We start from the raw sequence: 14,115 nt of genomic DNA, 5'->3' as shown, positions 1-14,115 counted from the left end.
TCCTATCTCTGGTTTCCAGGTTGAACCTAGAAACCAGAGGTGATTACAAATCAATAAAGGGTTCAGTGTCGTCAATCATGGGTTCGGGAGGCGTTTCAACGGCTGGAGTCGAAACGTTATTATCCGTTGGATTTTCAACAGGTTGGGTGGAAATATTATTATCTGTTGGTTCTTCAATAGGTTGGGTAGAAACGTTATTATCTATTGGTTCTTCAACAGGTTTAATTAAGGCACTATTCGCCCTTACAAAACAGTTTGCAGGTGTGCCATCGGGTTTTTTCTTAACAAAAATCCAAGGTAGAAATTGATCATCAAAGGTAATTACAAAACCGCCATAGCTCGGTTGTGCCCGGAACACTTCATCCGGTTTTAAAGTGGTGACAGCCGGCCAACTACTAATAGCAGGAAATCCGGGGTTATCAGGATTCCAAATCTCTTCAATCGGGGCATTTCCCATGCGACAATTTAATCCATTTGGATCGGAATCAACCACTTGCCAATACAAATGATCAGATTTAGTCATATAATTTCCTCGATCATTCGGTTCAGGTAGAGACTTCGCCGCCCAAACAGGTGTGATTCCCAATAGGAAAACCAACCCTAAACCTAAAATCACTATCCTATAAATTGCTTTGAATCGGTTTAGCATCATAGTCCTCATTGCATTAGGATTGTTCAACAGTAAGGAATATACCGTTTTATTTAGCTTGGAAGCAACCCCGGTCTAGGGTCACAAAAAATTGGGTAGCACCATAGGTCTATCCGTTCCTATTATTCTAACACTTCTATAGAATTTCCTTAAATAATATCCTCGTAGGAAATACTCAATAATAATACTGATTTATCTCCTCTAACAATCACAATCCTTGGCTCTGTTGCTGTTAAACTATTTCTAATTAAAGAATTCTCTGTTGAATAAATTTATTATATTGAGGAGCTTCTTGTCAATGGTGAGTGATCAATTTCCACCGGATTTTATGTGGGGAGTGGCGACAGCATCTTATCAAATTGAAGGTGCTGTGGCGGAGGGAGGACGAAAACCCAGTGTTTGGGATACCTTTAGTCAAACACCTGGACGAGTATTAAATGGAGAAACGGGTAATCCCGCTTGTGATCATTATCATCGTTATGAAACAGATATTCAACTGATGGTTGAATTAGGGATTAAACATTATCGATTTAGTATTGCTTGGCCGCGAATTATTCCCGATGGACGAGGAACCGTTAATCAAGCGGGAATCGATTTTTATCAACGTTTAGTTGATAGCTTATTAAACAATGGAATTACCCCCCATGCGACTTTATTTCATTGGGATAGTCCCCAAGCTTTAGAGGATTTATATGGGTCTTGGCGCAGTCGAGAAATGGCTCAGGATTTTGCCGATTATGTGGCGGTTGTTGTTAATAAATTAGGCGATCGCATTACCTCTTGGATGACCATCAATGAAATTCCTTGTTTTACCCATTTAGGCTATCAAGTGAATGCCCTTCCTCCCCATGCACCGGGAACCGTTGTTTCCCGCCCTAAAGACGTTTGGCAAACCTCCCATCATGCCTTATTAGCACATGGGTTAGGAGTGCAAGCCATTCGAGCAAATTCGACGTTTCCTTGTACTATTTCTTTAGTCGATAATTGTGCGGTAACAGTTCCCATAACCGAAAGTCCAGAAGATATTTTAGCGGCTCAAAAAGCCTTTGCCCTTTGTGGTCAAAATGGGGGAATTACATTTCCGGCTTTAACCGGTTCCTATAGTCCCGTTTTATTGGAATTATTAGGAAATGAAGCCCCAGATATTTTACCCGGAGATTTAGAAATTATTCATCAACCCTTAGACCAATTAGGATTAAATATTTACTCAGCAACTTATGTTCGTGCATCTGATAATTCTCAGGGGTTTGAATTTTTAGGGCTACCTAAAGGATATCCTCGCATGAATATGCCTTGGTTGAATATTGTTCCTGAGTGTATTTATTGGGGAATTCGTCATATTAGTGAAACCTTAGATCGATCAGATTTACCGATTTTAATCACGGAAAGTGGCTGTGCAGCCGAAGATGAATTAACTCCCCAAGGAGAGGTGATTGATACGGATCGGATTATGTATTTACGTCAGCATTTTAAATCAGCTTATCGTGCCCTTGTTGAAGGATATCCCTTAAAAGGATATTTCGTTTGGAGCTTAATGGATAACTTTGAATGGGCTTGGGGTTATCAACGGCGTTTTGGCTTAATTTATATGGATTATATTACACAAAAACGTATCCCTAAAGCTAGTTTTCAATGGTATGCTGAATGTATTCGGCAAAATCGGGTGGTTTAGCCTCATCTTTAAGCCTAGGGGAAGTTAGAAACAACTTAGACTCAAAGGGTTAGAAACAATTCAATTTTAACCGAGGGTTTAATGTTTTGATCTGTTTCTCCTAGCTCCCTTATACTCAATCTGCGTAATTTTGATTGCTCTGCAAATATTCTCTTTTAACCTTCAATGAAATCTCCATCGTTAATATGAAAAGAATTTTGATTTTTAGCTTATTATTTATAATAAGTTTGGTTTTAGTGACCTGTGCGGAACAGTCTCAACATTTATCTCAAAATACCTCTACTTCTAATCCCCAGTCGCCTTTAACTATTTGGTGGACAAAAGGGTTTTATCCCGAAGAAGATGAAGCGTTGCAAACGGTGATTAAAGCTTGGGAACAACAAGCTGGACTCAAAGCAAAACTGACATTATTTAGTGATGATGAAAACTTAAAACAAACACTAAACGCCTTAGAAACCGAAAATTTTCCTGATATTGTTTATAATAGACGGTTAGAATTTGCCGTCAATCCTAAAGCGGCTTGGGAAGGTAAAGTTGCTGAAGTTTCCGATATTATTAAACCGATCAAAACCCTTTATACTCCCAGTGCGATTCAATCGGTTTATCTCTACAATCAAAAATCTAAAAAATTTAGCTATTACGGTGTACCTCTTCAGCAGCAAACCTTACATCTTCATTATTGGCGAGATTTACTGGAAGAAGCCGGATTTCAAGACAGTGATATTCCTAAAGATTGGAATAATTTCTGGGCGTTTTGGCAAGAGGTACAAAGCCAATTAAGAAAACAAGGAAAATCGGATATTTATGGTATTGGTTTAACGTTTTCTTCCGAATCTAATGACACCTTTTATGAGTTTGAACAAACCTTGGCTGCATCAGGAATTCAACTGATGAATCAACAGGGAGAACTGTTAGTGAATAATCCTGAAGTTCGTCAAGGAATTCTTGATAGTTTAATTTGGTATACTCAATTTTATAAACAGGGATATGCGGCGCCAGATTCTATTGATTGGCTCCCAGAAGATAATAATATTAACTTCCTGAATCGTCGCCTGGTCATGACTCTCAATCCTACCCTTTCTATTCCCGCTTCTCAAAAAACTGATCCTGATGTTTATGCTCAACAAATTGCCACGATTGAACTTCCGAATAAACCCAATGGCGAACCGATGCCAAACTTTGTTTCCATTAAACAAGTTATCACCTTTAAAAACTCTCCCCATCCCCAGCAAGCTAAAAGTTTCCTCTCTTTTTTAGCCAAACCCGAAATCCTTTTAAACTATTTAAAAGGGTCTGCTGGACGTTATTTCCCCGTTATGCCACAACTGTTATCCGATCCATTTTGGAATAATACGAATGATCCCCATCTCAAGGTCGCAGCAGAGCAATTTCGTTTTGTTGCGCCGTTGTCTTCGATTCTGTTTGCACCCTATTCCCAAATTTTTGCTGAAAATGTATGGGGAAAAGCCATAGAACAGGTTATTGTTGAGGGTTTATCTCCAGAAGCAGCAACGGAAATGGCTATTGCTGAAATTCAAACAATATTTGCCGAGTGGAAAGCTCAGGAGTAAACTAATAAAAGATAGCTTTTTAAAGTTGCCTGATTCTAAAGCCTCAATTTCTCCGCATTTCCCCAAGGATTCTAACCATGAGAATAAACTTATTTTCCCGTCACTTTGCAGGATTTATAGCCTTGGTAATGATCAGTTTCATTTTAATCACTTGTACAAGTCAACCCCCTAAAAAACTTGAGAATATTCAACAAAAATCAGAATTAACCATCTGGTGGAATCGAGGATATTATCCAGAACAAGATGAAGCAATTGAAAAAGTGGTCGAGAACTGGAAACAACTCACGGGGAATCAAGTTAAGCTGTCTTTTTTTAGTGAAGAGGATACCTTAAAAGAAGCGATTACAGCCTTAAAAGTCGGAAATCCCCCAGATATTTTATTTTCCGAACGGGCTGATTTTACCTTAATTCCTCAATGGGCTTGGGAGGGAAAATTAGCGGATGTTTCTGGGGTGATGGAACCGATTCAAAGCTTATATGAACCCAGTGCGATCGCATCAGTTTATCTGAAGAATAAAGCCACTCAAAAACGGTCTTATTATGCCATTCCCTTAATGGAGCAAACCCTTCATATTCACTACTGGCGAGAATTGCTTCAACAAGGGGGGATTGATCCTCAAAATTTACCTCAAAATTGGTCAGAATTTTGGCAGATTTGGCAACAAGCTCAAGCTAATTTAAAAACGTCGGGACAAACAGAAATTTATGGTTTAGGTTTACCGATGTCCGTTGAATCTTCAGATACTTATTTAATTTTTGAACAATTTTTAATTGCCCATGATGTTCAACTTTTCGATCAACAGGGATATTTACAATTAGATCAACCCACCGTTCGTCAAGGAATTATAGATACCCTGAATGAATATACTAATTTTTATCTTCAGGGAAATGTTCCCCCGGCTGCGATTAATTGGTTGAATGCGGATAATAATACTAATTTCTTGAACCGTAGTACCATTATGACCCTCAATCCGAGTTTATCCATTCCAGGTTCTCAACGAGAAGATCAAGACATTTATCAACATCAACTGATAACAGCACTCTTTCCTAATACCCCCAAGGGTCAACCGATGAAACATTTAGTTTCTGTTAAAGAAGCGGTGGTTTTTTCAGAAGCTCAGAATCCAAAACTAGCACAACAATTTCTAACCTATCTCATTGAACCCAAAAATCTGAGTGCTTATGTTCAAGGCACTGGAGGAAGGTATTTTCCGGTTATGATGCAACTTTGGAATGATCCGTTCTGGCAAAATCCTAATGATCCTCATTTAAAAGTGGCATCTCAACAATTTCAATCCAATAAAACTCAACCTTTATATCATGTTATTAACCCCGCTTATGCTCAGGTTCAAACGGAAAATATTTGGGGTCAAGCCATTAAAGCCGTATTAACTCAAGAGGTCTCTCCAGAACAGGCAACCGATCAAGCTATTCAACAGATCAAAGAAATTTTTGATCTGTGGCAACAGAAGTGATTACCTCCCGATTGATCGTAACATTTTATTCCCTTTCATCTATTCTGATTTTTCCTATGAATCTTTGGAAAAAAAGCTTATTATTCCAGCTTGTGAGTTCTTTTCTGATTTTATCGTTAATCATTGTTTCTCTTGTTGGATATATGGCTTTTTATCAAGCTAAAGAATCCTTAAAAAACTCAATTTTTAATGAACTGAATATCGCAGCTTCCTTAAAACGGGAGGAACTCAACCATTGGGTGTTTGATCAAAGTCAAGTGGTTTTAGCTATAGCTCAAATGCCTGAACTTCGGACTCCTGCAAAAACACTATTTACCCTGGATAAATCTACTGAGGATTATAAAAATATTCAAAGGTCATTACAAGCTTCTTTAAGTTCATTCACGAGAGAAAAATCGGGGTTAAAAGAAATTTTTATTTTGTCTCGTGGCGGTCGAGTTTTAGTTTCAACTGACCCTTCTCAATTGGGTAAATATCAACCCTTAGTACAATACAGTGATATTCAATCGGACAATCAAAACTCTTTTGTTTCTAATTTTTATCGTTCACCCCTTACAGGTTATCCCCAAATTACGTTAGTCGATCAAATTTTAGATCAAGATGGTAAACGCTTAGGACTTTTAGCGGCCCATTTAAACTTAGAACGAGTTGATCAGGTGATTCGTCAACGCACTGATTTAGATAAAACCGGAGAAACTTATTTAGTGGGAAATATGGGAAGTGGTTTATCCAATCGTTATGTTCTAATTGCGTCTCAAACGTTAGGATCAGATGAATTTCCTGATGGAATTAATAGTGATGGAATTGAACAAGCTATGCAGGGAAAAAGTGGGGAGGGGTTATATCGGAATTATCGAGGGGTTCCTGTGATCGGGGTTTATTATTCTTTATCTAATAAAGATTTAGCTTTAATTGTAGAACGCTCTCAAACAGAAGCCTTTACTCCCGCCCGTAAGTTAGCCAGTTCTATTTTATTGATTGGATTAATTTTATCAGGATTTATGGCGATCGCCATGTTCTTTTTAGGTCGTCAAATTGTGCAACCGATTTTAGCGATTGTAAAAACAGCCCGTGTTATTAGTCAAGGGAATTTTCAACAAACAGTCCCCATTTTAAGTGAGAATGAAATTGGGTTACTCGCCCGAACCTTTAATCAAATGACGATTCAATTACAAATTTATTATCATCAGTTAGAAGATTATAATCGAAATTTAGAATTAAAAGTAACTGAACGGACTCAAGAACTAGAAGATAAAAATCAACGACTGATTCATGCTTTAAAAGAATTAAAACAAACTCAATCTCAACTGATTCAAAATGAAAAAATGGTCAGTTTAGGGCAGTTAGTAGCCGGGGTTGCCCATGAAATTAATAATCCTGTGAGTTTTATTTATGGCAACCTAGATTTTGCCTCGGATTATGGTAAAAATTTAATTCAATTGGTAGAAGCTTACCAAAAAAATTATCCCGAACCCCAGGCAGAAATTGAAGAGATTATTGCTGAAATTGATTTGGAATTTATTAAAAGAGATTTACCCCAGGTTTATCAATCTATGAAAGATGGCGCTAACCGCATTAAAGAAATTGTTTTATCTCTCAAGAACTTTTCCCGTTTAGATGAATCTGAACAAAAAAGAATTAATATTCATGAAGGAATTGACAGTACCTTACAAATTTTACAAACTCGTCTCAAATCTCTCCCTTATTGCCCTGAGATTCAAGTGATTAAAAACTATGCTGATTTACCTTTAATTAATTGCTATCCCGGTCAACTCAATCAAGTTTATATGAATTTGCTCTCCAATGCTATTGATGCTTTACAAGAAGGTTGGGAACCTCAAAATCCAACCTGTGTGATCAAACAACCTCAAATTATAATTCAGACAACGGTGATGGATCAAGAATGGATTACTATTGAAATTCGGGATAATGGTTTAGGAATTCCCCCGGATATTAAAGGGCGAATTTTTGATCCCTTCTTTACGACAAAACCCGTTGGTAAAGGCACTGGGTTAGGATTATCTATTAGTTATAAAATTATTGTTGAACAGCATCAAGGTCAACTTAAATGTGAGTCCAAAATGGGAGAAGGAACACAATTTATCATTACACTCCCTATTCTTCGTTCTGAGTCAGGGTGACTTGGGGAAGTTGATCAATTCCGAGACGACGAATAATTGCACTCAGGGACATGGGAGAACAAACCCCTTCTACAATTCGTGCTGATTGGGGCGGTGCATAGATAAAACTCAATGATCCGATCACGACTCATAGCTCAATCTCAAACCGTAATCTTAGGGGAAACTTTCTAATGAATTTTTAATAAAATTTTAATGAATAGAGTTTTGTCAAATAATTTTAAGCCGGAATACTCAAACTTCAAGAACCAGGTATCATAAAAAAACAATGTTGACCTAAACCGTAACAACATTGTCTCTAGGGAACTCTAAAAACAAAATTTCGTAGAAACTCAGTCAAGTTATCCCTTCCCCTGTGATGATGATCACACCATTCAGTTGATTAAATCACAGAATTAACCCGATATCTATCACTGTATTTCCCTCAATTCCCTATAGAATTAATATCGTAGAATCTTATTTCTACTGTTGTCTAACTTTTACCCCCTCTTTTTTGTAGGAACCTCAATTATGATTTCCCCTAAACAAGCACAACTGATTCAATTTTTACGGTGGGAGTTAGCGATCCCGGCTTCTTCAATTGCAATGGCACTCCGCCACCCAGAACAAGATTCAGGTCAGTTACCGATGATCCTGTGGCAGTATGGGTTAATTACACTCGAACAACTGGATCGAATTTTTGATTGGTTAGAGCGATTTGGCAGCATCATGGAAACAAAACCGACAATGTATCCCCATCCTGAACACTACGAATCTTCAGGAACGGAAACCGTCAATCTTTCAGTTTCTTTAGTGGCTTAATTCTTCAGGGGTTAAACCATTTTAGAAAAGTGTCTTAATCCAATATGAAAAAATTTTGTTTATGTCAAGACGTTTAACAAAACGATTTCAACGCTCACAATCTCAATTTAACACCCCAAAGTCAGCCTTCTGTGAAAGCTGACTTTAATCTTATGAAAGGATTAAAAATTATTCCACCCCTATCTATTTAAACCTTCAGTCGATTTTTCAGGAATTGTTTTTGACACGACATCACCCTGAATCATTCACCCTTGGGTTACAGCAGAATAAACCTGACGAAATATCGCTTTATCTCCCCATCTCCTCAAAGAACTCAAAATTAACCTTATGATAGAAAAGTTCAGGATACACTCTTAGTAATGAACTTGGTTGCATCTGTGATCATGATGAACTTTGAAGAGGCTCTGACAATTACCGATACATTGGTTTTTGAAAAAACCGGAAAACACCTGAGTGATGCACAGCGAGCGGTCATTCAGGGAACTTGGTATTGTCAGAAATATCATGAAATTGCTTTAGAGTATCGCTGTACTCCTGAGTATCTCAAGCAGGATGTCGGGCCAAAATTATGGAAATTGTTATCGGATGAGTTAGGGGAAAAGGTCACTAAAAAAAATTTTCGTACCGTCATGGAACGCCGCACGTTGGAAGAAGAGGAGGGGGAGAGAGGGAGTAGGGAAGTAGAAGCAGTAGAGGAAGCAGGGGGAGACAAGGGGACAGGGAGACAACCGGAGGAGGAAAAGGAAAGACTCACCCATCGTCAACCGTCAATCTCTCCCCACGTAGACTGGGGGGAAGCAACGGATGTGTCTCAGTTTTATGGCAGAATTGAAGAACTGGCTCAACTCCAACAATGGATTTTACAGGAAGAATGCCGCCTCATTGCGGTGTTAGGAATGGGGGGAATTGGAAAAACTTCTTTATCGGTACAGTTAGCTCAAAAAATTTATCCCCAGTTTGAATTTGTGATTTGGCGATCGCTGCGAAATGCACCGCCTTTAACAGAAATTTTAATGGATTTAATTCAATTTTTTGCTAAGGAAACGGAGTTAAATTTGTCTCCCGACCCCCATCGGCAAATTTCCCAATTGATCGATTTTTTACGCACTTCTCAATGTTTAATTATTTTAGATAATATAGAATCAATTTTACAAGAAGGAAATCGAGTTGGGCGCTACTATCCCGGCTATGAAAATTATGGAGATTTATTTAAACGTTTAGGAGAAACCCAACACCAAAGCTGTCTCCTGCTTACCAGTCGGGAAAAACCTAGAGAAATTGCTGCGTTAGAAGGTCAAACCCAGAAAGTTCGGTCTTTACCTTTATTAGGATTAGAGCCGGAAAATTGTCAAGAAATTATTCAATCTAAAGGTGTAGGAGGTTCCTTTGAACAATGGCAAACGTTAATTGAACGCTATGCGGGAAATCCCCTCGCCTTAAAAATTGTTACGACCACGATTTATGATTTGTTTGGGGGAAATGTTGGGGAATTTTTAGACCAAATTCAGCAAGGGACGGCGATTTTTGGCGATGTTAGAGATATATTAGAACAACAATTAGGGCGAATTTCAGAACTTGAATTAGAAACCATGCACTGGTTAGCGATTAATCGAGAACCCTGTACCGTTGTTGATTTAAGAAAAGATTTATTATCGATTATTTCTCCGGTGGAATTAATTGAAGCCTTAGAATCCTTAAGTCGGCGATCGCTGATTGAAAAAAGTGCGGGCAGCTTTACCCAGCAACCCGTTGTTATGGAATATATGATTGAGCGGTTAATTGAAACAATTTTGCAAGAAATAGAAACGGAAATTATTAATATTTTAAATCAATATCCCCTAATTAAATCTCAAGCCAAAGATTATATCCGAGAAAGTCAAACTCGGTTGATTTTACAGCCCATTGTTCAAAAACTCTTAAGCCGTTATCGAATTTCAGGAGAACTAAACCAAAAGTTTAAAATTCTGATTGAACGGTTAAAACAAAATCGTCATTCTTCAGGTTATGGTGGCGGCAATATTATTAATCTTTGCCATAGTTTAGACTTAGATTTAGCAGAATATGACTTTTCTCAATTAACCATTTGGCAAGCCTATTTACAAGATGCCAATTTACAAAACGTTGATTTTTCCGGTTCCGATTTATCTCGATCCGTGTTTGCCAAAACCCTCGGTCATTCCCTCACCGTTGCCTTGGGTGCTAACGGAATTTTAGCCACTGGAGACGCCGAAGGTAAAATTATTTTATGGACAGTCGAAGACGGTCAACAACTGTTAGTTTGTCAAGGACAAGTGGGAGGAGTTAAATCTGTCACCTTCAATCAGGATGGGACTTTACTCGCGAGTGGGAGTGATGATGAAAGTGTGCGACTGTGGAAAGTGTCAACGGGAGAATGCTTAAACCGTTGGCGGGAACATCAAGGAAGCGTTAACTGTGTTTGTTTTAGTCCCAGTGGGGATTGGTTGGCCAGTGGTAGTAATGACAAAACCGTCAGGGTTTGGGATACTCGTTCAGGACAATGTGTGCATCACTTCACCGATCACACCGACAGCATTCGCAGTATTACCTTTAGTCCCGATGGTCATACCTTGGCCAGTTGCAGTGAGGATCAAACCGTTAAACTCTGGAATCTGCAAACGGGAGATTGTTTACGCACCTTCTATGGACATAACGCTTGGAATTGGGCCGTTACTTTCGTGCGTTCTGCTTCAACTCCGGGTAAAATTCATGCGATCGCTAGTAGTACCGATGAAGAAGCCGTCCGGCTGTGGGATATAAATACAGGTCACAGTTTTCATACCTTTCACGGTCATCAAGATTCGGTGTGGATCGTGGTATTTAGTCCTGATGGAGAATTATTAGCCAGTAGCAGCGATGACCAAACTGTAAAACTCTGGAATGTGAGAACGGGAACTTGTTTAAAAACCTTACCCGGATTAGAAAGTCAAGTCTGTTCCTTAGCCTTTAGTCCCGATAGCCAAACCTTAGCGACGGGGAGTGTGGATCGCATGGTGCAGTTATGGGATGTACAGACGGGACAACGGTTGAGAACCTTACGGGGTCATCGTCATCAGGTGTGGTCGTTTGTTCTCAGTCCCAATGGCAGACGTTTGGCCAGTGGAAGTGATGACGATCAGGTGCGACTCTGGGATGTGCAGACGGGTCGCTGTCTCAAACAGTTACAAGGTCATACGGACTGGGTATGGTCAGTCGCATTTAGTCCCGATGGCAGTTTAATTGCCAGTGGTAGTTATGACCGCACGGTGAAACTCTGGGATACCCAGACGGGGGAATGTTTGAAAACCTTGCATGGCCATAGCGATCGCATTCAAGCGGTAACGTTTAGTGCTGAAGGTAGGCTATTGGCGAGTGCCAGTGATGACCAAACGGTGAAAGTCTGGGATGTGCAAACGGGTGAACTGTTACAAACCTTAGAAGGACATCAGCGTTGGGTGGGTTCAGTTGCCTTCAGTCCTCAAACTTCAATTTTAGCCAGTGGCAGTAATGACCAAACTATTCGACTGTGGGATGGGGAAACAGGCCACTGTTTAGCCGTTCTTGAAGGCCATAATGATCGGGTTCATGTTCTGACTTTTGCCTCCCAGGGTTCGATTTTAGTCAGTGGGAGTTATGATCGTTCGGTGAAATGTTGGGATGTGGAAACGGGCGAATGTCTGCAAACTTGGCGCGGTGAAATTGAACGAGTTCAGGGAATTTTATTGACCCTTGAAGGTCAGATTTGGGTCAGTGGTAGTCATGATCATGATATTAGATTATGGGATATGGCGACGGGAAACTGTGTGAAACGTTTAGAAGGTCATAGCCATCCTGTCTGGTCAGTTCATGTTGATGCTCAGGGCCGTTTTTTAGCGAGTGGCAGTCATGATCAAGGAATTAAGGTTTGGGATTTACACACCCAGGAGTGTTTGAAAACCTTACGCGCTGATAAGCCTTACAATGGTTTGAATATTACGGGTGTGACGGGAATCACTACAGCACAAAAAGTTACATTGAAAGCGTTAGGCGCGGTGGATCTTAACCCAGAACGAATATTATAAGAACAGCTTTACTGAATCTTTACAATTAATGACTGATTTTTGTTAAATCTTTATTGGAGTGGGGTGGATTTATCACTAAGATAAAAGTATTAGAAACACAGCTACACGCCACCCCAAATTTTCAGTCATCCTTAAAGTTCGGGTTTCACCCCAAGTCTGGTGTTATCAGGGAAAAGTCGGGTAGGGTATAACAGGATGTTATATTCTCCGCTACAGTCAGTCAGGGTATCTCAAGAAGCAAGCAATCGGAAGCGATAAAATGTTACTCGTTTTCAAATCCAGATCCAGGGGAACACAAGGCACTAAGGAGAAAATACCGAGAATTGGGATGTGAGGTCAGAGTGTGTAGCCCAATCCACCTATCCCTGACCCAAGAGGGGTTCTACCGTGAATAATTCGGGGTTTAGCCAGTATTATCATTCATCGGATGAGCAGGTCATTTATGCTCATCTACAAAGTTGTGTCGAAATTGAACAACCCCAACACCTGATTCAACGGTTCTTTAATTTGTTTATCCAAGGAGGAGAATACCCTGATTTGGCTGTTAATTTAGCATTAGGTCGGATTGTCGATTCGGATTTAGCCAATATAGAATTTCAGTATGTTCTCAACCGCAGTTGCTATATTTTAATTAATCGGTGGCGCAAACAACCTCGGCATCAATGGGCTATTCCTGAACTGATTAATAGTTTTGAACAAACCCCATCGGGTTTACCTTCCTGTTGGACAGCAAAACGGTTACGTTCTTTAGTTAAACGGTTTATTGAAACGGAACAATATCAAGCTCTTCGCCGTTTGAGCAAGGTCTTTGAGGAAAAAATAGAAGCAAACCAAAAAGAAAAAAACGATAATGTAGAAGGTTTAATTAGTCGTTATCCCTATTTATATGATCACTGTTTTTTAACAGATGATAGTCCTGATGAGCAACGTCAGGAAATCCGCGAGATGCGAATGCAAGCTCAAGAAACCTGGGAGCATGATTTATCTCAATATCTCACGTTTAAACGCACTCCCCGCGAACAACGCTTAATTTTACCAGGGGTGGAAAATCCCACGTTATTAACAGACAAAAAGTTGAATTTTGCGGTTAAACATTTTACCGGAAAAGTAGATGGTTATCATACTTATAATGATTTAGCCTACATTTTTGCAAATCAAAGCCAACAGGCGCGAACCTATCGCACGTTTAAAGAAGAATTTTATGAATATTTGAGTAGTACGGTTGATACTAAGTATGGAAAAAACCATTTTAATAATCGTTTATATCGAGAACTACAAGCCACTTTATCCCATAATGATAGTCAAAAAGTGAATGCTACTCTGATAGCGGGAACCTGTCGTAAATTATTAAATTTCTTGGTTGTGGAAAGTCCCCAACAACCCCATCATTTTGTCTTTTTAGATTTAAGCAGTAATATTGGAGTCACTCGTTCTATTGGGTTGTTATTAAAAATCGTCTTGTTTTGTCGCAAAGTTAAATCAGATTTAGAAAAACGGTTTTCGATTTTATTTAATCACTATTCTACTTTTTCCAGAAATAAGGTGTTTTGGCTGGTGGAAGCGTTAGAAAATCTTAATATTGCTTTTAGTCTCAATTGGGGAAGTTTAAAATTTAATTAAGTTTTGCCTTAATTCTGGCAATTGCGACTATAATACAGGACTATATTATTATTGATTTTACACTAAAAGCGATCGCTGTTGATCATAAAAATAGCGATCGCTTAATTATAAGGGAATAACCCTTGACACTC

General features: G+C 39.1%; 9 protein-coding genes. 7 read left to right on the top strand and 2 right to left on the bottom strand.

The genetic code is table 11. From position 1 onward, the window contains the following. Positions 1-43 precede the first annotated feature (43 nt). Positions 44-652 (bottom strand): hypothetical protein, encoded by a 609-nt coding sequence (locus tag IQ236_RS02405; RefSeq protein ID WP_193867799.1) that lies wholly within the window; start codon positions 650-652, stop codon positions 44-46. Between the two features lie 295 nt (positions 653-947). On the opposite strand from IQ236_RS02405, the gene IQ236_RS02400 reads away from it, so the two are divergent. The 4 genes from IQ236_RS02400 to IQ236_RS02385 all read left to right on the top strand — a co-directional run bounded on the left by IQ236_RS02400 (position 948) and on the right by IQ236_RS02385 (position 7,508). Then, complete coding sequence (locus IQ236_RS02400) at positions 948-2,321, top strand: GH1 family beta-glucosidase (RefSeq protein ID WP_193867798.1); 1,374 nt, start codon at positions 948-950, stop codon at positions 2,319-2,321. 185 nt (positions 2,322-2,506) lie between these two features. Continuing rightward, positions 2,507-3,892, top strand: a complete 1,386-nt coding sequence (locus tag IQ236_RS02395; protein ID WP_193867797.1) for an ABC transporter substrate-binding protein — start codon at positions 2,507-2,509, stop codon at positions 3,890-3,892. A 77-nt stretch (positions 3,893-3,969) separates the two neighbouring features. Next, positions 3,970-5,367, top strand: coding sequence for an ABC transporter substrate-binding protein (locus IQ236_RS02390; RefSeq protein WP_193867796.1), 1,398 nt, complete (start codon positions 3,970-3,972; stop codon positions 5,365-5,367). A gap of 92 nt (positions 5,368-5,459) precedes the next feature. Next, positions 5,460-7,508, top strand: a complete 2,049-nt coding sequence (locus IQ236_RS02385; RefSeq protein WP_322744070.1) for a HAMP domain-containing sensor histidine kinase — start codon at positions 5,460-5,462, stop codon at positions 7,506-7,508. Here the strand turns inward: IQ236_RS02385 and IQ236_RS02380 are convergent. Further along, on the bottom strand, positions 7,483-7,632 hold the full coding sequence (locus IQ236_RS02380) for a hypothetical protein (protein ID WP_190523921.1): 150 nt from the start codon (positions 7,630-7,632) through the stop codon (positions 7,483-7,485). The genes IQ236_RS02385 and IQ236_RS02380 overlap by 26 nt on opposite strands. Positions 7,633-8,015: 383 nt before the next feature. Here IQ236_RS02380 and IQ236_RS28135 point away from each other — a divergent pair, with 383 nt between their 5' ends. The 3 genes from IQ236_RS28135 to IQ236_RS02365 all read left to right on the top strand — a co-directional run bounded on the left by IQ236_RS28135 (position 8,016) and on the right by IQ236_RS02365 (position 13,984). Then, entirely contained in the window at positions 8,016-8,306 is a 291-nt protein-coding gene (locus IQ236_RS28135; protein ID WP_309236054.1) for a DUF2949 domain-containing protein, read from the top strand. A 383-nt stretch (positions 8,307-8,689) separates the two neighbouring features. Continuing rightward, positions 8,690-12,364 carry a WD40 domain-containing protein gene (locus IQ236_RS02370; RefSeq protein WP_228041382.1) on the top strand — a complete coding sequence of 1,225 codons (3,675 nt, stop codon included), beginning with the start codon at positions 8,690-8,692 and terminating at the stop codon, positions 12,362-12,364. Positions 12,365-12,751: 387 nt separating this feature from the next. Beyond that, a complete protein-coding gene (locus tag IQ236_RS02365; protein ID WP_193867794.1) occupies positions 12,752-13,984 on the top strand; it encodes a hypothetical protein in 1,233 nt (410 codons plus the stop codon). Positions 13,985-14,115: the final 131 nt, after the last annotated feature.

It is taken from the genome of Planktothrix mougeotii LEGE 06226, from assembly GCF_015207485.1.
In the GTDB taxonomy this organism is placed as follows: domain Bacteria; phylum Cyanobacteriota; class Cyanobacteriia; order Cyanobacteriales; family Microcoleaceae; genus Planktothrix.
This window is presented reverse-complemented; position numbering and strand designations above follow the sequence as displayed.